Annotated in this window: 22 protein-coding genes and 2 tRNA genes; 10 read left to right on the top strand and 14 right to left on the bottom strand. The window is 40.6% G+C overall.

Annotated features, from left to right (window positions below):
* Positions 1–34: 34 nt before the first annotated feature.
* Together O9316_RS05670 and O9316_RS05675 are read left to right on the top strand one after the other, a co-directional pair.
* A complete protein-coding gene (locus O9316_RS05670) occupies positions 35–1,735 on the top strand; it encodes a PAS domain-containing protein (protein WP_298204618.1) in 1,701 nt (566 codons plus the stop codon).
* Between the two features lies 1 nt (position 1,736).
* Complete coding sequence (locus O9316_RS05675) at positions 1,737–2,138, top strand: response regulator (RefSeq protein ID WP_287782477.1); 402 nt, start codon at positions 1,737–1,739, stop codon at positions 2,136–2,138.
* Between the two features lie 58 nt (positions 2,139–2,196).
* Here the strand turns inward: O9316_RS05675 and rpsT are convergent, their stop codons facing one another.
* The 4 genes from rpsT to proS all read right to left on the bottom strand — a co-directional run bounded on the left by rpsT (position 2,197) and on the right by proS (position 4,351).
* Positions 2,197–2,448 (bottom strand): 30S ribosomal protein S20, encoded by a 252-nt coding sequence (rpsT, locus tag O9316_RS05680; protein ID WP_073362803.1) that lies wholly within the window; start codon positions 2,446–2,448, stop codon positions 2,197–2,199.
* A 155-nt stretch (positions 2,449–2,603) separates the two neighbouring features.
* A tRNA-Glu gene (locus O9316_RS05685) sits at positions 2,604–2,675 on the bottom strand.
* A gap of 49 nt (positions 2,676–2,724) precedes the next feature.
* Positions 2,725–2,796, bottom strand: a tRNA-Glu gene (locus tag O9316_RS05690).
* Between the two features lie 76 nt (positions 2,797–2,872).
* Positions 2,873–4,351: a proline--tRNA ligase gene (gene proS / locus O9316_RS05695; RefSeq protein WP_298204620.1), complete on the bottom strand. Its 1,479-nt coding sequence runs from the start codon at positions 4,349–4,351 to the stop codon at positions 2,873–2,875.
* Between the two features lie 101 nt (positions 4,352–4,452).
* On the opposite strand from proS, the gene O9316_RS05700 reads away from it, so the two are divergent.
* From O9316_RS05700 to O9316_RS05715, 4 genes are all read left to right on the top strand, one after another.
* Positions 4,453–5,484 carry a hypothetical protein gene (locus tag O9316_RS05700; protein ID WP_298204621.1) on the top strand — a complete coding sequence of 344 codons (1,032 nt, stop codon included), beginning with the start codon at positions 4,453–4,455 and terminating at the stop codon, positions 5,482–5,484.
* Between the two features lie 33 nt (positions 5,485–5,517).
* Positions 5,518–7,050 (top strand): outer membrane protein transport protein, encoded by a 1,533-nt coding sequence (locus O9316_RS05705; RefSeq protein WP_298204622.1) that lies wholly within the window; start codon positions 5,518–5,520, stop codon positions 7,048–7,050.
* Between the two features lie 108 nt (positions 7,051–7,158).
* The gene (rimO, locus tag O9316_RS05710) at positions 7,159–8,460 is read left to right on the top strand and encodes a 30S ribosomal protein S12 methylthiotransferase RimO (RefSeq protein ID WP_298204623.1); all 1,302 of its coding nucleotides are present in this window, start codon (positions 7,159–7,161) and stop codon (positions 8,458–8,460) included.
* 28 nt (positions 8,461–8,488) lie between these two features.
* Complete coding sequence (locus O9316_RS05715) at positions 8,489–8,938, top strand: hypothetical protein (protein WP_298204624.1); 450 nt, start codon at positions 8,489–8,491, stop codon at positions 8,936–8,938.
* A gap of 65 nt (positions 8,939–9,003) precedes the next feature.
* Here the strand turns inward: O9316_RS05715 and O9316_RS05720 are convergent, their stop codons facing one another.
* Positions 9,004–9,420 carry a DUF1573 domain-containing protein gene (locus O9316_RS05720; RefSeq protein WP_298204625.1) on the bottom strand — a complete coding sequence of 139 codons (417 nt, stop codon included), beginning with the start codon at positions 9,418–9,420 and terminating at the stop codon, positions 9,004–9,006.
* 173 nt (positions 9,421–9,593) lie between these two features.
* On the opposite strand from O9316_RS05720, the gene O9316_RS05725 reads away from it, so the two are divergent.
* The 4 genes from O9316_RS05725 to O9316_RS13070 are packed head-to-tail and all read left to right on the top strand — an operon-like array spanning position 9,594 to position 11,932.
* Positions 9,594–10,859 (top strand): HAMP domain-containing sensor histidine kinase, encoded by a 1,266-nt coding sequence (locus O9316_RS05725; protein ID WP_298204626.1) that lies wholly within the window; start codon positions 9,594–9,596, stop codon positions 10,857–10,859.
* Positions 10,852–11,541: a response regulator transcription factor gene (locus O9316_RS05730; RefSeq protein WP_298204627.1), complete on the top strand. Its 690-nt coding sequence runs from the start codon at positions 10,852–10,854 to the stop codon at positions 11,539–11,541. The genes O9316_RS05725 and O9316_RS05730 overlap by 8 nt, the downstream gene beginning before the upstream one ends.
* Positions 11,542–11,543: 2 nt before the next feature.
* On the top strand, positions 11,544–11,795 hold the full coding sequence (locus O9316_RS05735; RefSeq protein WP_298204628.1) for a hypothetical protein: 252 nt from the start codon (positions 11,544–11,546) through the stop codon (positions 11,793–11,795).
* Positions 11,726–11,932, top strand: a complete 207-nt coding sequence (locus O9316_RS13070; protein WP_366941519.1) for a hypothetical protein — start codon at positions 11,726–11,728, stop codon at positions 11,930–11,932. The genes O9316_RS05735 and O9316_RS13070 overlap by 70 nt, the downstream gene beginning before the upstream one ends.
* An 81-nt stretch (positions 11,933–12,013) precedes the next feature.
* Here the strand turns inward: O9316_RS13070 and O9316_RS05740 are convergent, their stop codons facing one another.
* The 9 genes from O9316_RS05740 to O9316_RS05780 form a co-directional block, all read right to left on the bottom strand.
* Positions 12,014–14,644 carry a T9SS type A sorting domain-containing protein gene (locus O9316_RS05740; protein WP_298204629.1) on the bottom strand — a complete coding sequence of 877 codons (2,631 nt, stop codon included), beginning with the start codon at positions 14,642–14,644 and terminating at the stop codon, positions 12,014–12,016.
* A gap of 243 nt (positions 14,645–14,887) precedes the next feature.
* Positions 14,888–16,429: an acyl-CoA carboxylase subunit beta gene (locus O9316_RS05745; RefSeq protein ID WP_298204630.1), complete on the bottom strand. Its 1,542-nt coding sequence runs from the start codon at positions 16,427–16,429 to the stop codon at positions 14,888–14,890.
* A 10-nt stretch (positions 16,430–16,439) separates the two neighbouring features.
* On the bottom strand, positions 16,440–17,882 hold the full coding sequence (gene accC, locus O9316_RS05750) for an acetyl-CoA carboxylase biotin carboxylase subunit (RefSeq protein WP_298204652.1): 1,443 nt from the start codon (positions 17,880–17,882) through the stop codon (positions 16,440–16,442).
* Between the two features lie 5 nt (positions 17,883–17,887).
* The gene (locus O9316_RS05755) at positions 17,888–18,376 is read right to left on the bottom strand and encodes an acetyl-CoA carboxylase biotin carboxyl carrier protein subunit (RefSeq protein WP_298204631.1); all 489 of its coding nucleotides are present in this window, start codon (positions 18,374–18,376) and stop codon (positions 17,888–17,890) included.
* 139 nt (positions 18,377–18,515) lie between these two features.
* A complete protein-coding gene (locus tag O9316_RS05760) occupies positions 18,516–19,049 on the bottom strand; it encodes a YceI family protein (protein WP_298204632.1) in 534 nt (177 codons plus the stop codon).
* Between the two features lie 11 nt (positions 19,050–19,060).
* On the bottom strand, positions 19,061–19,420 hold the full coding sequence (locus tag O9316_RS05765; protein WP_298204633.1) for a hypothetical protein: 360 nt from the start codon (positions 19,418–19,420) through the stop codon (positions 19,061–19,063).
* Between the two features lie 11 nt (positions 19,421–19,431).
* A complete protein-coding gene (locus tag O9316_RS05770; RefSeq protein ID WP_298204634.1) occupies positions 19,432–20,289 on the bottom strand; it encodes a DUF5777 family beta-barrel protein in 858 nt (285 codons plus the stop codon).
* Between the two features lie 2 nt (positions 20,290–20,291).
* Positions 20,292–20,681 carry a hypothetical protein gene (locus tag O9316_RS05775; protein ID WP_298204635.1) on the bottom strand — a complete coding sequence of 130 codons (390 nt, stop codon included), beginning with the start codon at positions 20,679–20,681 and terminating at the stop codon, positions 20,292–20,294.
* A 75-nt stretch (positions 20,682–20,756) separates the two neighbouring features.
* Positions 20,757–21,470 carry a hypothetical protein gene (locus O9316_RS05780; RefSeq protein ID WP_298347060.1) on the bottom strand — a complete coding sequence of 238 codons (714 nt, stop codon included), beginning with the start codon at positions 21,468–21,470 and terminating at the stop codon, positions 20,757–20,759.
* Positions 21,471–21,581: the final 111 nt, after the last annotated feature.

Raw genomic sequence — 21,581 nt, forward strand, 5'->3', positions numbered from 1 at the left:
TTTTTATCCTGTTTTTTTTGTTATTTTTGAAATAATGAAACACACAAACCTTCGTTTTTTTCTTCCGGTATTCCTCACCCTATTTGCCTTGATATTTGCTGGCATGGTCGTGGTCTCCCAATGGGACAATCCAACATGGCAACTGGGAATCGGATTGGGTTTGGCGTTGGGAATTGCTCTTTTTACGACCTATTTTTTAGCGCAAAAGATTGGAACTACAGAGCGCTACATGGCCCAATTTGAATCGGAATTTTCAGAATTATCGGTTTCCAACGAACGATTTGAAATTGTTTCCAAAGCTACGAGCGATACGATTTGGGACTGGGATGTTAAAACCAATAGTTTTATATGGAACAAAGGGATTCAAGGTGTTTTTGGTTATAAAAAAGATCAGGTTGGTGATAATTTACAGTGGTGGTTTGATAAAATTCATCCCGAAGACAGTTTGAAGATTTCTGTAAAATTATATTCATACATCGCTCAACGTTCAGATAAATGGCAAGATGAATACCGATTTATGGATGCCAATGGACAATACCGCTATGTATATGATCGTGGTTTTTTAGTAAAAGATGAAGAAGGCAATGTAGTCCGAATGATTGGTGCCATGCAGGACGTCACCCGACAAAAAGAGGAGGAACAACGGTTGCGTTTATTGGAAACTGTGATTATCCAAAACCGAGATACTGTATTAATTACTGCTGTTGGAGCTTCTGAAAATGCCGAAGATCAAATCGTATATGTCAATCCAGCTTTTGAGAAAATGACAGGATACGACCAGGCGGAAGTTTTACACCAATCCGCTACCTTCTTTTTCAAGCGGATTCAAAACAAAAGGGATGTCAAAAAAATTGCCGATGCCCTAAAAAAGAAAGAAGCCTTTACCTTGGAAACCCTCACCAAACGCAAAGACAACACCAACTATTGGGTGAATTTAAGTTTGATTCCCATTACCAATCATGAAAATCAACACACGCATTGGATTTCCATTCAGCGTGACATCACCGAGGAAAAAGAGCAAGAAAAAGAACGCGAACAGTTGATTAAAGAATTAACACAAAACAACTCCGACTTAAAACAATTCTCTTATATCACTTCACACAACTTACGAGCACCACTTTCCAATTTGACGGGGCTATTGAATTTGTTGGAGGATATTGAAATTGAGGATTATGAATTAAAAGAAATCCTACAAGGATTTAGCAAATCAACCCAACAATTGAACGATACCGTCAATGATTTGGTGAATATCATCATCATCAAAGATAGTTTAGCCATTGATAAAGAGCCGATTGTGATACGAGATGTATTTGAGAACATCTTTAATCAACTTAGTTTTTTAATCAGTAACTTAAATCCAATTATAAAATTGGATGTCGATAAAGTAAACACCTTATTCTTAAATCGTTCGTATTTTGAAAGTATTTTATTAAATTTGACAACGAATGCACTCCGCTACAGCGATCCTTCCCGTCAATTGAAAATTTTAGTTGCTGCTAAAAATTTAGGCACTGAAACACAAATCACCTTCAAAGACAACGGTTTGGGGATTGACCTCAAACGCCATCGCGACAAAGTATTTGGACTATACCAACGTTTTCATGACAATCCAGACAGCAAAGGTTTGGGCTTATATTTGGTCAAATCACAAGTAGAGTCCATGGGGGGAAGCATCACAATTGATAGCGAGGTAGGCGTAGGAACAACATTCACGATTACCTTTAAAAATAGTTAAAATGTACAAAAAAATACTCTGTGTAGACGATGACCCCATCACATTAATGCTATGTAAAAAAGTCATTCAAAAGTGTGAGTTTTCCGAAACCATTGAGATTGCCAACAATGGGGAAGATACGTTAGCCTATTTAGAGTCGTTTTCTCAAGAAGGAATTACTCCAACAACCGATTTACCCGAACTTCTTTTTTTGGATTTGAATATGCCTGTAATGGGAGGTTGGGAATTTTTGGACATCATTACCGAACGACGCTATGACGAAATATTCCCAGAGCTAAAAGTGATTGTACTCTCTTCGACCATTGATCCGAAAGATATTGAAAAATCAAAATCATACCCTATGGTTTTGGACTTTTTATCGAAACCTATTACCCGCGAAATGCTTGAAGAATTAAAAAAATAAAGCTTAACAAAAAAGCCTCCTAAGTCGGAGGCTTTTTTCATACTATACTATAAATAGATTACAGTTTGTTGACGTGTTTCGTTAACTTCGACTTCAAGTTGGAAGCTTTGTTATCGTGAATGATGTTCTTTTTTGCTAACTTATCTATCATAGAAATAACACTTGCCAATTTGGCTGCTGCATCTGCTTTGTCCGTTGACATACGTAACGCTTTTACTGCATTACGTGTTGTTTTGTGTTGATAACGGTTTAAAACTCTTCGTTTCTCGTTACTTCTAATTCTTTTTAGCGCTGACTTGTGATTTGCCATTGTTTTGTAATTTAATTGTAATAATTATTTATAACTATTAGTTAAAAAAGAAAAACCTCCCACAATTACTCGGTAATCACTTTGGTTTTAACTAATAAAACAACGATTTGAGACACAAAACCTTTGTTTTACAAAACTAATTTACAACTAATTTGTAGCCCGTAGGGGAATCGAACCCCTCTTGCAAGAATGAAAATCTTGAGTCCTAACCGATAGACGAACGGGCCATTTGAGTGGTAGTCACAAAAATGTTACTACGAATTTGATGTTTTTTTGTAGCCCGTAGGGGAATCGAACCCCTCTTGCAAGAATGAAAATCTTGAGTCCTAACCGATAGACGAACGGGCCTACTGCTCAAATGCGGATGCAAAAATACAACTATTTTTTACACGTGCAAGTCCGCTTTTAAACTTTTTTATTTTTTTTAATAGGCCTTTGCAAACAAGACACGACCACGGGATGGCGCTCCAGAAAACACGCATTTTCCCTCCTCTTTTTCTTGGTCTAAAGGAATGCAACGTATGGTTGCTTTGGTCAATTCTTTAATCTTTTCTTCGGTTTCTGGTGTTCCATCCCAATGGGCAGCCAAAAAACCTCCTTTCATTTCCAAAAGTGTTTTGAATTCGTCAAAATTATCTACCTTAGTAATATGACTATCGCGATACGTAAATGCTTTTTGATACATGCTTTGCTGGATTGTTTCCATTAAATCAACAAGATAGGCTTCTACCCCATCGCGACGAACCACCTCTTTGGTTAACGTATCTCTACGGGCCAATTCCACAGTTCCTTGCTCTAAATCTTTGGGACCAATCGCCATGCGTACAGGGACTCCTTTGAGTTCCCATTCGGCAAATTTAAAACCTGGTTTTTGAGTCGTGCGATCGTCAAACTTGACCGAAATGCGTAACTTACGTAAAGCCGCTGTGATTTCATGAGCCACCGCACTGATCGCCGCCAACTCTTCTTCACTCTTATAGATAGGTACAATTACCACTTGAATTGGAGCTAAATTGGGTGGTAAAACCAACCCATTATCATCAGAATGCGTCATGACTAACGCACCCATCAAGCGCGTTGAAACCCCCCAAGAAGTTCCCCATACATACTCTTGCTTCCCTTCTTTATTGGCAAACTTCACATCAAAGGCCTGCGCAAAATTTTGCCCTAAAAAGTGGGATGTTCCAGCCTGTAACGCTTTCCCATCTTGCATTAAGGCTTCAATACAATAGGTTTCTTCTGCTCCTGCAAATCGTTCATTGGCTGTTTTTACTCCTTTGATAACAGGAATAGCCATGAAATTTTCGACAAAATCAGCATATACTTGCATCATTTGTTCAGTCTCCGCTATCGCTTCCTCACGGGTAGCATGAGCCGTATGGCCTTCCTGCCATAAAAACTCAGCCGTGCGTAAAAACAAACGGGTACGCATTTCCCAACGCACTACATTGGCCCATTGGTTAATAAGCAAGGGTAAATCGCGGTACGATTGAATCCAATTCTTGTACGTAGACCAAATAATAGCCTCACTCGTAGGTCGAACGACTAATTCTTCCTCCAGTTTGGCTTGTGGATCAACGATAAGTTTTCCTTTTTGGGTTTCATCCGCTTTCAGGCGGTAATGCGTGACTACAGCGCATTCTTTCGCAAATCCTTCTGCATTTTTTTCTTCGGCTTCGAACATACTTTTAGGAACAAACAAAGGAAAATACGCATTGCTGTGACCGGTTTCTTTGAACATCCGATCCAACTCGGCCTGCATTTTTTCCCAAATGGCATATCCATAAGGTTTGATGACCATACAGCCACGCACCCCCGAATTTTCAGCCAAATCGGCTTTTACCACCAGCTCGTTATACCACTTGGAATAATCCTCTTCTCGCTTTGTTAAGTTCTTACTCATAATGAACAGTTTGGCACAAAAATTGTTTAATCAAATTTTAACTAATTAGTTTGGCAAAACTAACTATTTTTGTATTGACCAACAATAAAAATGCTATAGTTATGAAAACAAATTTCCTTTCCCAAATCCGTAATTTCCGTTGGCTCCCTGTAGTCACTTTGGGAATTTTGGTCACTTCTTGCGGCTCCTATCAAAATTCTTCCTATTACGATAATGATGGCGTATATGGCAGCACTGGAACCTCTCGAGCTAGTGCTCCTAGACAGGACAATAGCAACAGCGAATATTACCGCAATTACTTTAGCTCTTTAAATGAGGAGAGCCAAGAGTTAATTACAGATGTTGAAAATTATACTACACCACAAGACAGCACCCAAACCACTGCGGCACGCACGGCTTCTTCCAACTATAATGGTTGGGGAAATAATGCTAGCAATGTCACCGTCAACTACTATGATTCTTGGAATGATGGCTGGGGCTGGAACGGCGGCTGGGGCGGCTGGGGTCTGGGCTGGAATGCTGGCTGGGGCGGCTGGGGCTGGAACAACTGGGGTTGGAACGGCGGCTGGGGTCTTGGTTGGAATGCCGGCTGGGGCTGGGGCGGCTGGGGCGGCTGGGGTTGGAACTCTTGGTACGGACCCGGTTGGGGCTGGGGTTGGAATTCTTGGTACGGACCCGGATGGGGCTGGGGTGGCGGTTGGAATAACAACTTTGCCTACAATGGAGGACGTCGTAACACGATTTACCGAAATCCTACAGCGCTAAACGGACGTAATAGCGGTATCGGACGTACTAACAATGGCTTCACTAGAGGAAATAATTTCACGCGCGGCAACACTGTTCGCAGTGGACGTGCAGATTACACCAATGGGGTGCGACCCGTAAATATCACGCGAGGCAATAGTGGCGTACGCCAAAATTACTCAACCAACAACACGCGACCCAACAGTGCTTCTAACACGGGAACAGTTCGTAATAACAGTATTCAAAACAGTACACCTACACGCAGTGAATCCAACACGCGTAGCTATACACCATCCCGTTCAAGCTACGGTGGAGGTGGAAGCTATGGCGGCGGTGGCGGCTTTGGCGGTGGCGGTCGTTCTGGAGGCGGTGGCGGTGGTCGTCGTTAATTTGTACCATTTACTCACAAAGACTAGTTTACTATGAAAAAGATATTTGCCTTATACTTCACGGGATTGGTGATGACCACCGGTTGGAGTCAAGACATACAGGATGCCTTACGATATTCGGTACAAGACCTTAATGGTACGGCCCGATTTCGTGCTATGGGAGGTGCTTTTGGTGCTGTAGGGGGTGATTTAAGTGCTATTTCCGTTAATCCAGCAGGTTCTGTGATTTTCAGTAATAATCAAGCTGGAGCCACACTCACTAATTTCAATACCACCAATCGTACTAATTATTTTGGCACCCAACAACGCGAGAACAACAACCATTTTGACATCAATCAAGCAGGAGGTGTGTTGGTTTTTGTAGACCCTTTAAAAAAATCCGATTGGAATAAATTTGCGGTAGCTTTAAATTATGAGAATACGCAAAATTTGAACAATTCTGTTTTTCTAAGCGGGGTAAATCCCAATAACTCCATTGACCAATACTTCCTTAGTTATGCCAACGGTAGAAATCCCTCGGAGGCAGTTCCTTTTGGAGTGCTAAACGATTTCTTTTACGACGAATTGTTTTTTAACGAACAACAAGCCTATTTAGGATACAACGCATATATTATTGATCCAGTTAGTAACAATCCGAATAATACTTCCTATTTTACCAATATTGCTCCCGGAGGAAATTATGCGCAAAGCTTTTTGTTGAACTCCTCGGGTTATTCAAGCAAATTATCGGTAAATGGATCAGCACAATACCAGGATTGGTTGATGCTCGGAATCAATTTGAACTTTCATTTTGTTGATTATCGTCAAAGCACATCGTTTTTTGAAGCCAATTCGAATCCCCGTTACACTATCGGCTCTACGGTAGACCGGGTACGTTTTAACAATGATTTATACACTTACGGGAATGGATTCTCAGTACAATTGGGTGCCATTTTTAAAGTACACAAAAATGCTCGTTTGGGACTTGCCTATCAATCCCCTACTTGGTTTCGCTTGAATGATGAATTACGTCAGTACATCGCTACCTCTGGCTTTGGTCTCAATGCAGATGCCAACAACTCACAGTATAATTCGGTTGTTGTAGATCCCAATGTAACCATGATTTTCGAACCCTATCGTTTGCGAACCGCCGATCGAGTTACAGCATCGGGTGTCTTTTTGTTTGGCAAACGCGGGCTAATCAGTGCAGATATCTCGCAACAGTTTTACCAAGGCAACACCTTTACGCCGCAACGCGATTTTAGTGCCGAGAATGCAACCATCGATAATCAATTACAGGCGGCCACAGAAATTCGCTTAGGAACGGAATACAAATACAAACAATGGAGCCTTCGCGGCGGGTACCGTTGGTCTGAAAGTCCCTATAAAAACCACTATACAATGGGCAACTTAACAACCTATTCGGGTGGATTAGGGTACAATTTTGGCGATACACGCTTGGATGTTTCTTACAGTCACGGATGGCGTAATTTTAACCAGCAAATGTTTAACCGCGGATTGACCGATACAGCGCGTAGTCGTGCCGTGTTTGACAACATTTCTGTAACCCTTCTTTTTGAATTGTAATTCCACTATACCTCACAAAAGCCGTCGGTTATCGATGGCTTTTTTTATGCGGTTTCCTTTTTGAGACTGAAATAAATAGCCTAATTTTGCAGTCCATTTTCAAAAACTATGAGAACCAAATCGGTCAAAAAAAATAAGATCAACGTAATCACCTTAGGGTGTTCGAAAAACACGTATGATAGTGAAGTCTTAATGGGACAATTGCGTGCCAACGGTAAAGAAGTGGTCCATGAGCAAGAAGGCAATATTGTGGTTATCAACACTTGCGGATTTATTGATAATGCTAAAGAAGAATCGGTAAATACTATATTGGAATACGCTGACAAAAAAGAACGCGGCGTGGTTGATAAAGTTTTTGTCACAGGCTGCCTTTCTGAAAGATACCGACCCGATTTGGAAAAAGAAATTCCAAACATTGACCAATACTTTGGTACCACGGAGTTGCCTCTTTTATTAAAAGCTTTGGGTGCCGATTATAAACACGAACTTTTGGGAGAACGACTCACCACGACTCCTAAAAATTATGCCTATTTAAAAATCGCCGAAGGTTGTGACCGGCCTTGTAGTTTTTGTGCCATTCCATTAATGCGCGGAAAACATGTGTCACAACCGATTGAAAAATTGGTAAAAGAGGCTGAAGGATTGGCTAAAAATGGCGTGAAAGAATTGATTTTAATTGCCCAAGACCTCACCTATTACGGATTGGATTTATACAAGAAAAGAAACTTAGCCGAACTTTTGGAAGCCTTAGTGAATGTTGAAGGTATTGAATGGATTCGCTTGCATTATGCCTTTCCCTCAGGATTTCCCATGGATGTATTGGAAGTCATGCGTCGGGAACCAAAAATTTGCAATTACATCGATATTCCTTTGCAACATATTTCCGACGCCATCTTAAAGTCGATGAAACGCGGGACTACGCAAGAAAAAACGACAAAATTATTAAAAGAATTTCGGAAGGCCGTTCCCGGTATCGCTATTCGTACCACTTTGATTGTGGGTTATCCCGGTGAAACGGAGGATGATTTTCAAATATTGAAAGATTGGGTTCGCGAAATGCGCTTTGAGCGTTTGGGTTGTTTTACCTATTCCCACGAAGAAAATACAGGAGCGTATGCGCTTGAGGATGATGTTCCTGAAGCTATTAAATTAGCGCGGCAACAAGAAATCATGGATATTCAATCGCAAGTATCTTTTGAGTTAAATCAAGAAAAAATCGGTCAAACATTTCGTTGTGTTATCGATCGAAAAGAAGGCAACTATTTCGTTGGACGCACAGAATTTGATAGTCCCGATGTAGACAATGAAGTATTAATAGACGCCTCACAACACTATTTAAAAACAGGTGAATTTGCTATGGTACGTATTTTTGATGCCAGTGAATTTGACCTTTACGGAGAACCGATATAATTTGTATCTTTACGAAAACGAAGTTATTATGAAAAAAATCGCTTTGCTATTTTGCTGCACCTTGTCGCTTACGGGTTGGGCACAAATGGGTATGATGAATAACGGTATGGGCGGCATGGGGCGTTCTGGTATGGGAATGCAACCACCTATGGCCCGTGAAAAGACGCCGGAACAACTTGAAAAAGAACGGTTAGAATCGGTACAAAAAACAGTAGATAAATTGAAAACTGATTTAAAACTGGACGAATTACAAGTGATTATTGTTCAAAAAGAATTTGATGCCAGCTCCAAAAAAATCAATGCCATCATGAAAAAAGAAAACATGGCACAGGATGAAAAGCTGAGCGAAATTAGCGCTATTAATGAAACGGCTGAACGTAATGTGATGAACTTTCTGAATGAAGAACAAAAGAAAAAGTTTAAAGAAATCATAGCAGACCGTCAGAAAAGGATGGAAGCTATGAAAACCCGCTCTTAAAATAAAAAACTCCTGAGTCCCCTCAGGAGTTTTTCGTTCTTCTTAATCACCTTTATATCGAAAACTTATGATTTTGCAACCACAGTTCCTTTAAAAGTCAACACTTTTGGCGTTTCTTCAGCATTGGTAGTTACCGTGATGGTTTTCGCAAATGCTCCTGCTGCTGCAGCATTGTAAGTCGCTTTTACATACCCTGTTTTCCCAGGTGCTACGGCCTCTTTAGTATAATCGGCTGCTGTACATCCACAAGAAGGTTTTACATTGGTAATCAACACCGACTTTGTCCCCGTATTTTTAAATGAGAACTCGATAGTCTTGGGAGTTCCTTGAGGTATCTCACCTACATCAACAGTTTCTGATTTCCATACAACTGGAGAAGCCTCTTTGGCCGAAACGGTAGTGGGTTGATCAATTACGGTTGCTGTCGTGAATGACATCAATCCGAAGGCTAAAGCCGCTAAAGTAATTTTTACTGTTTTCATACGAAATGAATTTTTGGTTTTATAATTAAAGTAAGTTTTCTAATTTCTATGCTACAAATGTAAATCCAATTCCGATTGTGGGTTGTTAACCGCTATCGAATCTTTGTTAATGACTTGTTAACAGTCGCTATCCACCCATTTTTTAAGTAATTTTGAGATTCAATATTTCGCTTTTGAAGACCAAAAAACTCAATATCGTCATTGTTCTAGGCATGATTGCTACCTTAGGCATTCTGATTGCTCAGTTGCTTTGGACACGGGAAGCCTTTAGCTTGGAGGAAAAAAAATTCACCCAAAAAACCCACATTGCGCTATTGGAAGTAGTCAAAAAACTCTATGAAGGTAAAGACAGCGAATTACCGCCCAACAATCCCGTAGAGAAAGTAGCCAATGACTACTACATAGTGAATGTTGAAAATGATTTTCAGCCCGATATTTTGGAATATTATCTGAAAACAGAGTTCGCCAAAATGAACATCACAACCGACTTTGAATATGCCATGTACAACTGCAATAGCGATGAAATGGTGTATGGCAATTACGTAGCGATGAGCGATAAAAAACCGAGTACCCATAATGTGTATTTTCCAAAACACAAAAATCTCGTTTATTATTTTGCCGTGCGGTTTCCCAACGAAACGTCGTATTTATTAAGCTCGCTACGGTTTTGGTTTGTATTATCCTTCGCCTTAATGATTGTACTCTTGGTCTATGTGTACTCCATTTACACCATTATCCAACAAAAAAAATATTCCGAATTGCAACGGGACTTCATCAACAACATGACCCACGAATTCAAAACCCCCCTCTCCTCTATCCTATTAGCTTCCAGTTACCTCAATAAACAAGAGGTGATTCGCGAGCAAAAAAAATTACACGACTACACCGAAATCATCATCAATCAAAGTAAAAAACTAAATCACCATATCGAAAAGGTGTTGAATATTGCCAAAAGCGATGAATCCCCTCTAGCCCTCCAACCCGAGAAATTGGCCTTACTCCCATTGTTACAAGAAGCCGCTGAAACCATTAAATTAAAAAACGAAAAGGTCACTGTGACAATTGAAGCCGAACATGATTACACGCTTGAAGCTGATCGGTTTCATTTTTCCAACATCATTTATAATTTGTTGGATAATTCTGTTAAATACTGCAACTTACACCCGACAATACAAATTCAAGTTGACGAAAACCGTCACGGATTACGTTTGCAATTTAGGGATAATGGCATTGGTGTAGCGCCCAAAAATTTAAATTTAATCTTTGATAAATTTTATCGCGTTGCAGACCAAAAAAGCAATGAAGTAAATGGATTTGGTTTGGGATTGTTTTATGTAAAAAAAATTTGCATCCAACACCAATGGAAGATTAGCGCTCAAAACAACAAAGAACACGGACTGACGATAACGATTCAAATTCCAAAAAAACACTATGCATAACTTCAAAATTCTCTATGCGGAAGATGATGAAACCATTGCGTTTCTAACAAAAGATCATCTTGAAAATTTCTATGCTGTAGACCATTTTGCCGACGGGACTTCAGCATTAGAGGGTTTTTATTCGAACGAATACGATTTGTGCATCTTAGACATCATGATGCCCAAAATGGATGGTTTTGAATTGGCAGCGGCCATTCGAAAAAAGAATCAAGAAATTCCCATTATTTTTCTTTCTGCCAAAACGTTAAAGGAAGATCGCATTCGGGGACTTAAAATTGGTGCCGATGACTATTTGGTAAAACCCTTTAGTATTGAGGAATTAATGTTGAAAATCGATATTTTTTTACGTCGTTCTCATAAAAAAGTGGCACCCCCTCCGAGTCCATTTTACACCGTAGGAACCTATCAATTTGATGCCGCCAATTATCGCATATTTAATGATACAGAAACCATCTCACTGACGCAACGGGAATCGGATTTGCTCAAACTTTTTTTAGACCATAAAAATCAAGTCCTTAAACGTGAAGAAATCCTAAAAGCCTTGTGGGGCGAAGACGATTACTTTATGGGACGGAGTTTAGATGTTTTCATTTCCCGCTTACGCAAAATCTTTGCGCGACAAGAGGGAATTACAATTGAAAACTTACATGGTATCGGATTTAAATTTAACTATACTTCATAACCATGTATCCGCAATCACAAGAACGCACTAAAGCAGCCATGATCGATGGAGTAATCCTTATTAGTTTACTTATTATTACTGGTGACTTACTTCAATTGCTTCCGAATCCAAGTTCCGAACTGAAAGCTTGTTTATTTATTGTATACTTTATGAGCCAATTTTTGTCAGTATACGCGGCGGAACTATCGGACAAGCACTTGTTGGGATATCCATTCTTGGATTCGATTATACCACCGAAAAAATCAACTTTTTAACGGCACTTTGTCGTTTTACACTTAAAGTAATTTTGGGTTGGATTTCTGTTATCACAAATTTTACCAATAAAGAGGGTCGTATGATCCATGATAAATTAGCTGGAGCAATTATGGTTTACGCCAAAGATGTAAAATAAAAAAAGAGCACAGTCTGTTAATTTGAACTTTGCTCTTTTCTTTTTATACTGCTTTTTCTATATGCTTCTTCACACTTTTTCCTACCATTTTATCACTTTTTTCATCAAACTACCCGCTGCCGATTGAATGCGAATAAAATAGACTCCCTTGGCCAAGGATTGTATAGGAAGTGCCATTTGGGCACCCTCCATATTGGTCTGATAGACCACTTTTCCGAGGGAATCACACAATTCAACTTTTGCCTTAATAGCGGCTCCAGAAGGTACTTCTATGTAAAGTACATCACTTGTTGGATTCGGGTAAAGCACCAGGGAAGCCATAGAAAACGTATTTGTATTTAACGCATTTACAAACAAGGTTTGAAAAACATTGGTATAAATGGGTGGATTAAAATCAAAATATATAGCCGCTCCATTGGGAATTTGAGTGCCCACTTGATAACCTGGCTGTGGTTTTACCTTAAAAACGACATACCCTTTACTAGCCTCTTCATTGACTGATTTAGCTTGTAAAAATATCTGATTGAATTCAAATTCTAACCGTGAACCATTACGTTTCAATTGACAAGGGTGGCTCGATTGAAGAAATTGAACGGATTGAGCATTTAACAACGGACTCAACTCGTCGACAACGCGAACATTTTCGGCATAAAAGTTCCCCTCATTCTGAAAATGAAGGGTATATTCTAGATAATCATCTGGGGCAAATGAGCTATAGAGGATTTCTGGACCATGATGCTCTACCACATAATTAGGATCGTAAGCTCCTACCAATGAAGTACTAAATTCAGCTGTGTTGTTTTGCAAAACATCATCAACCCCATTAACATTTAAAGTAGTAAAACTCGATACGATTTGTCCCAGTGTGACATTGGGTAAAACATCCATGATCATAGTTATCTCAATTTCCATTTGTGAATTAGGAGCGAGATTCGTAAACGACTCTGTAAAACCTTGCGAAGTTATCCAAGAAGTTAAGCTGTTCGTAGAGAGCGACACAACACCCGATGGCTTGGTAAAAACCAGCATTCCTGAAAGAGGATTGAGCCCATGATTAGTGAGGGTGAGCATGAGCTTGTACGCAAATCCGGGCCTCGGAAGGGTTATTGGATGTAAAGTTACGCTGACATCACTGAAAGGCTGTGTAATTGTTATCGGAAAAAATAAGGTATTGGTGGGAGTACTTGCTGTTTGATTGGTGTACGTTGTAGTAGAACTCAAAAATGAAGCGTATTCTGGATTAACCTGATGGCTAAACGAATAGGTATTGGCAGTATTAAAATCATAAAAATTGAAATTACCATAATTAAAAATCACGGGTAATGGACTGCCATTGTTGCGTGAATACATAAAATTCCCACTTTCAAAATTAATTTCAGAAGCGTTTTTGATCCCATCGGCATTGGTATCTACGAAGGGAACCAACTTAAAACTTGCTCCTTGTGCACAAAGTAACGTGATAACATAACCTTCGCTATTCACAATTCCATTGGATTGAAAGCGAATGGTCAAACATCCCGAAATATCGGTTGAAAAAATGGTGGGAGGTAACGTGTTTCCAGAGAATTGGCCGATTAAAGGGGACGTTATGCCAAGACCGTTAAAAACAGAAAAAATATCTTGCCCCGCTTCTGTATTAAACTGGGAAAATGATATACCGACTATCTGACCCCCTACGGGAGGACAAATGGTAAATGTTTGATCGGTATTGTTAGCATAATTTCCATTTACACCGCCATTATCCGTAAACAAACTTCCACAAAACGAAATGCCTGGAGTTAGGGGTGTCACAATACTAGGCAACCCTACCCATGCGGTTGTACCCCCGTTGGGACAAAGCGAACGAACATAGACATCATAACAAGCTGAAGGTGTTAAACCTGATAAAACATAAGATTGTGAATTAGTGACTACTCCTGCTGTACTTGCGGCAGGAGGAGGTGTACCACAAGGTGCCGCATGAATTTCCCACTGCATCGCATTGCCAATTTCAGACCAATTAACCATCATTGTGTTACCCGTAATTTGTGAAAAATACATCAATGTAGGCTCTTGGCACGTATTGGTTGTAATGCGAACATCATCAAGGCAATATCCATTTCCTGTTGTGGTGGGGGAAGACTGGGTAAATTCACGTACGAAAGCAATACTAATCGACTGTCCCGCATACATGCTTAAATCGACTTGAAAATCATAAAAATTCATAGCTCCCATAGCTTGTAATGTACTATCATCATAGGTAGCTAATGTAGTTGTATAGGCGGTAGGATCAGAGGTAGATCCACCATTGGGGGCACTCGTTAGGCTAATTTTCACCTTAATTGATGACGCATGGGTTCCCAATAATTTGGCGCCCAACTTAAACTGCAACTGCGCATTATTGGGAATAAGAGCATACGGCGTGATTAAATAGGAAGCCTCTGAGAACCCGACTGTCAAAGGATGGGAATCTATTGATGCACACCGACTGCCCAGACTCATAACACCAAATGTAGAAGGTATACCCGATACTGTCCAATCGGCTGTAGTGGATTGATTGGTATTAAAACTTAACCAAGGATTAGTTAACGAACCCGTCATCAAGGTCCACTGACTCGCCAATCCCGCAGGGGATATTGAGAACGACTCAAAACTCTCTCGACCAGGATTTGGAAACTGACCCCATAGCAGTGAATTAAAAATGAGGCTAAAAAAACAAGCAAAAGTTTTCATGGTTACTATTTTTCACTAAATTACAAAAAGTAATAGTAACTAATTGAGTAAATGAGTAAAGATAAGTTTATCAAAAGTATTGCGTGATTCTTAATTGATTTTTGGATGAGAGAGTTAAAAAAGAAATAAGGAATCAATGATAACCTTTAATTCACACCTATAACATGGAATTTATATTATCGATTTCACTTTATTATCAATAACCATTGCAAAAAAAACCTGCGCTACGGGCAGGTTTTTCTTTTATAACGGGATGTTTCCATGTTTTCGGTTCGGAACTGGAACTTCTTTGTTTTCCAGCATCGCAAACGCTTTGATCAGTTTTCGGCGGGTGTCGCGGGGCAGAATCACCTCATCCACAAAGCCGCGTTGCGCAGCCGTATAAGGGTTGGCAAACAATTCGGCATATTCCGCTTCTTTTTCCAACAACTTTGCTGCGGGATCGGCGGCTTCACTAATTTCTTTTTTGAAAATAATTTCCGACGCTCCTTTGGCACCCATAACCGCAATTTCTGCGCCCGGCCATGCAAAATTCATATCGGCACCAATGTGTTTGGAGTTCATCACATCATAAGCACCTCCATAGGCTTTTCGAGTAATGACAGTCACTTTGGGTACCGTCGCCTCACTCAAAGCATACAATAATTTAGCGCCATGGACAATGATCCCATTCCACTCTTGGTCCGTTCCAGGTAAGAATCCGGGAACATCAACCAACACCAATAAAGGTATGTTGAAACAATCGCAAAAACGGGTGAAACGAGCCGCTTTGATCGAACTCTTCACGTCCAAACAACCGGCTAAATACATGGGGTTATTGGCCACAATTCCGATACTACGTCCTGCCAAACGCGCAAATCCGACCACGATATTCTCTGCATAGTCTTTGTGGATTTCAAAAAAGGAATCCTCATCAATAAGTCCATCGATTACCTCATGCATATCATACGGTTTGTTGGCATTTTCAGGAACAATAGTATCCAATTTTTCGCGCAACTCCTCGCCCAATGTATAGGGCAACTTTGGTGTTTTCTCCTTATTATTCTGGGGAATATAACTCAAAAGACGTTTAATATCTTCCAAACATTCCACCCCATTGGGAGAGGTTAAATGCGCTACCCCTGATTTGGTGGAATGCGTACTTGCTCCCCCCAACTCTTCTGAAGTTACTTCTTCATTGGTTACCGTTTTCACCACATTCGGACCCGTCACAAACATATAACTGTTGTTTTCGACCATAATGGTAAAATCGGTAATCGCTGGTGAATATACGGCACCGCCTGCACAAGGTCCCATAATCGCAGAGATTTGTGGAATCACCCCACTGGCTTGTACATTACGGTGAAAAATATCGGCATAACCCCCTAAGGAGCGTACACCTTCTTGAATACGGGCACCCCCAGAATCATTTAGTCCAATCATGGGAGCACCGTTACGCATGGCTAAATCCATGACTTTACAGATTTTTTCTGCATGGGTCTCAGAAAGTGATCCCCCGAAAACAGTGAAATCTTGAGCAAACACATATACCAACCGGCCGTTGATGGTTCCATAACCGGTAACTACACCATCGCCATAATAGACCTCTTTGTCCATACCAAATTCGGTGGTACGGTGAGTCACCAACATTCCGATTTCTTCAAACGAACCTTCGTCCAACAAATACTCCACGCGCTCACGAGCGGTTAACCGTTTCTTTTCGTGTTGTTTGGCAATTCGATTTGCACCTCCACCCAGTTTGGCCAAGGCGATTTTCTCATTTAATAGTTGTATTTTATCTTCCATGATTTCGTTGCTAAGCGTTGGGTACGCGTAGGATTTTTTTATCGTTTAAATAATTTTGCAAGGCCAAAGAAGCTGCAATTTCGGCTTCGGTATCCAATTGCGCTTTCAACTTTTCAGCATCGTAATACTTTTTCACAAAGCCCGTATCAAACTCACCCGAACGGAACGCTTCGTGTTGCATTACAAATTTTCCAAAAGGCAAAGTTGTGGCTACTCCTTTTACGATATAATTATCAATCGCTTCGATCATTTTTTCAATGGATTCCTCACGGGTTTTACCATAAGTTACCAACTTGGACAACATCGGATCGTAATAAATGGGCACATCCATTCCTTCGGCTATACCGTTATCTACACGAATTCCTTCGCCTTCGGGTAAGCGATACACCTCGAGATTCCCCACATTAGGTAAGAAATCATTCATCGGATCTTCGGCATAGACACGCAATTCCATCGCATGTCCGTGAATTTGCAAGTCTTCTTGCTTCATGGGTAAAGCTTCACCGCGCGCCACACGAATTTGCCATTCGACCAAATCCAATCCCGAAATCATCTCCGTGACGGGATGCTCCACTTGCAAGCGGGTATTCATTTCCAAGAAATAGAAATTCAGATGTTCGTCCATCAAAAACTCAACGGTTCCCGCTCCTAAATAGTCACAGGCTTTGGCCACTTTTACAGCGGCCTCTCCCATCTCTTTGCGTTTTTCGGGAGTGAGTATGGCGGATGGTGCTTCTTCTACCACTTTTTGATGGCGGCGTTGCACCGAGCATTCCCGTTCGAACACATACACCACATTACCGTGGCTATCGGCCATCACTTGGATTTCGATATGACGGGGTTTGGACACATATTTTTCAATAAAAACGGATCCGTCACCAAAGGCTGAAGTGGCCTCACTGATGGCGCGTTCCATTTGGGACTCAAAATCCTCCTCGCGTTCTACAATACGCATTCCTTTACCTCCACCACCGGCAGAGGCTTTTATTAAAATCGGAAAGCCCACTTCCTTAGCGGTTTTTTTTGCTTCTTCCACATCGATAATAGCATGGTCGACGCCAGGAACCATCGGAATATCATAGTGCATTACCGCTTCTTTGGCGGCCAACTTACTTCCCATCATTTCGATAGCTTTGGGTTCAGGACCAATGAAAATAATTCCGTGTTTTGCACATAAGGATGAAAACGAAGCATTTTCACTCAAAAATCCGTAACCCGGGTGAATCGCATCTACACCCAAGGATTGCGCTACTTCTATAATTTTATCGCCTTTCAAATACGATTGTGCAGAGGGTGCGGGTCCGATACAGACCGCTTCATCCGCAAACTTTACATGGAGGGCATTGCGATCGGCTTCAGAAAACACAGCTACTGTTTTTATCCCCATTTTTTTGGCCGTTTTCATGACCCGAATGGCAATTTCTCCTCGGTTAGCTACTAAGAGTTTGGTTATTTTTTTCATGATTCAAATTCAATTAAAAGTTGCCCTTTATCCACCGCTTGTCCTTTGACCACCGCAATAGATTTAATTTTACCCTCTCGTGGGGATAGAAAGCTGTTTTCCATTTTCATGGCTTCCAAAATCAACAACGGGTCGTTTTCTTGAACTTCATCGCCAACCGCTACATTGATTTCCAAAATCAAACCGGGCATCGGGGCTTTGATGGCATTGACCACTTTATGGCGTCCCCGCTCAATCCCCATGCGGCTAATCAATTGATCTAATCCATCGGCAATGGATACTTCATAGGTATTGTTATTGACCTTAATCGTATATTTTTTGGCGACAAAATCGGCTGCTATGATTTCAGCCTTGTAGGATTGATTGTCTTTTAAAACATGAAACGAGTGGGGTCCTGTAGCCACGGCATCGAGGTGCTGCAACGCATTTTCGTCAAAGTCAAATGTTGCCCCAGTGTGCACAGAAAGGGTATAGGATTTTTGCATAGCGCTGTTGTTTTAGGATTGTAAATTTAGGGAATCGAAATCGATTGCGCCATGACAAAAATCAATTAATTTGGTAATTACATATAGGTCAAAAAAAAAGACGAACCGAAGTTCGTCTCACTACTGTAATTTAGCTTTATTAAGCTTTGTTTTCTAGGGTTAAATCAACGGTAAGTTTGGCCGTTTCTGCCAAGGTTTTCTTGGCCAAAGCGGGAACCGTTAAATCGTAATCCTTGAGCTTTACCATAAACGTACCGTCCAAATGAATTTTTCCACCTTCGACTTTCAATGTCATTTTGGTTTTCACTTTCTGTGTCACCCCATGAATGGTTAAATCACCTTCTACATCATAGGTGCCGTTTTGAGGTTGAAAACCTACGATTTTTCCTTTAAAAGTGGCTTTGGGCAACTTATCGCTGTCCATATAATTCTCGTTGAAATGTTCTTCCATCAACGGAATTTTAAAACGAAAAGACTTAATCATCACTTGAATCGCTAAATCACCGCTATTTTTATCCAAGAGCGCCGATACGGCATTGTTGGTAGCCGCCACTTGATCGGTAGCGCCTGGTACGGTGGCATCAAACTTAACAACCCCCGTTCGTGTGATCATTTTTTGGGCGTGAAGCATCCCGCTGAGCATGAATATCAAACACAATAAATTCTTTTTCATATCCATTTATATTAATCCAACGGGTAGTTGTTGGCCGCCCAGTTTTCGATAATTGCGATTCGTGTGGTATTCATTTTTCCCGTAGGAGGCATGATTTCGCCACAAGCTGTACCTTTAATTCGGCACAATAATGTACCATTTTGGGTATTGTCCTTAACTTCTTCATAGGTCAACAACGAAAACTCGTCTACTCCGTTATGGCAACCCGTACAATTATTTTCCATAATTGGTTTGACATTTTTGTTGTAAGAAGGGTTGGCAACGATACCTGAGGCCTCCTCAAATGTAGACGATTCGCAAGCATATTGTAACCCTATCAGTCCCAGAAACAACAATCCGATTAGGGACAATTTAAAATAATTCGTTTTCATAGCAAATGCAATTAAAATACACGGTATAAGTTGAATCCGAAGAAAATTCCTCGATTAAAATCTCCAGTCGCTGTGGTAAAATAGCTCACATCATTCATCGCTTGGCTGTTGGAAAGCACCAGCTGAAATACGTGTCCACCCGTTTCGATATCAACGCCTACGGTAAGCGGATTTTGATATGGGTCATTGGAAACGGTATTGAAACGTTGGGCATATTCCCAGTTAAAGCTACAGCGTTTTGAAAACTTGTAACGTCCGCCCAAAGCCATTAAAAACTGACTTTTTTCTTCCAATAGCGGGTCGTATAAGTTTTTATGAATGTACATTGGAGTAAGTTGTAAGGAAAAATTCTCTGAAAACTTGCGAGAAATCAATAGCTGATTGGAAAAAGCAAAACGATCCGTTCCTGTTAATTCAGGATACTCTTCCTTTTCCAACTGCGAATTAATATCCATGGTATGGTATCCAACTATAGTCACTGGAAAACCATCTACCTCTTGGGCCATGAGTCGGTATTTGCCCGACAGTTCATAGGTTTTTCCAAGGGTATGACGCGAAAAACCTAAGGTAAGCCACTCCGTTGCACCATACAAACCACCTAATTTTGTAAGGGCGTTATCCAATCCAAAAAAGTTATCAAAACCATTGGTCAAATCCCCAAACCGGTGGGCTACCAAAAAATACCATTCCCCTTTTGCCGCCATTTTGGTCGACTGCATGGTACAAATTTGTTGCCCCTTAAATGCTGCGCTAACGGTTTCTTTCTTATTTTGATCTTGATTGAGTTCGTTTAGTAAATCGTCTTGCGCCTGCACCGTTGTCGTGTAACAACCCATTGCAATCCACGCTAAGGCTACTATTTTTTTCATAGTTAAGGAATTAAAGTACATTGATCCATTTTTATTTCATCGAGAAAATCATCATATCCGATGACACGTCCTTTTACGGTAATTATGGCCCCCACTTGGACTGATAATGGCGCTTGACTAATACAAACTACCTTTTTATCCAATAAAAGTTGAGTACCCTCTACTGCAGTTACAGTCCCCGAAACTTCAGTGGCTTTTTCCAAATAGGTGGCATTCGCTTTTTCGGTATTAGCCACAAAAGCTTGATGCAAGTCTAGCGCTTTTAGTGTAAATACAGCGGTTTCTTTTTGAACATCCCTTCGTTCAGAGTGATAAACATAACGATATCCGAAGTAACCCGCGACACCTACTAAAAGTAAGCCTATTAGTCCTATTTTTAGGGATTTTTTCATTTACTCGACAATAATTTTTTTCCAAGCTTTTTGGCCTTCCCCTTGGATTTCCAAGAGATAGGAACCAACAGCTAGTCACTCTACCTTGACTTCTTTTGCATTTTCAGCATTGGAATACGAAAGCGTACGAATTAACTGCCCTGAAAGCGCGTATACACTTACCGTTTCAATTCCCCAAGTAGCACTAACAGTTACCATTCCGCGTGATGGGTTAGGATATACACTCACGGCCACTGGAGCGATTTCTTGTGTACTTAAGTTGGTAAATGGGGTGTCGATCGCATACCCGCGGTTGGCTCCACCATGATTATTCATTGTATAGTTGGCAGTACTGCTTCTAGCCCAAGCGATGTCAAGGGTTGTATCGTTAAAATTAAAGGTAAAGTCACTGCTATCCCCTGTGCTCAAGGGACGGGTACATACAATGGTACGTAAACCTGCAGCGGGTGTATTGTTGGTATTCGAAACCAAAGTCCAATTGTTGGTAATATCTGTTATGGGCGAAAAACCTTCCCCATTGAATCGCGCGTCAACCACATTTGAAGTATTGTTCCAGTACACCAAATCTTGTCCCACGGCCATTCCTTGAGTGCTGGTAAAGGATCCAAATTGCAATCCAAACCAACGATCGTTAGGCCCAATCATTGTTAACGTTACTGTGGATGTGTTATTGTCCAATAAAAAATTGGCGCGCACATTGGTCGAGAGATTCACTACACCGGTAGCTTTTTGTTGCCCAAAGGCATGAAAAGCGCCAAGGCAAAACAGTAAAAGAGTAATTTTTTTCATAGTTTTATTTTTTGTTTAAAGATAAGTAAAAATGTTCGAACAAAACAAATGTTCGACTACTACTATTTACGTAAAACATGTGAAAAGGTTTTTTCCCTACTGTAAATAACG

Origin of the sequence: Flavobacterium sp. (genome assembly GCF_027533505.1) — a bacterium.
Lineage (GTDB): Bacteria > Bacteroidota > Bacteroidia > Flavobacteriales > Flavobacteriaceae > Flavobacterium.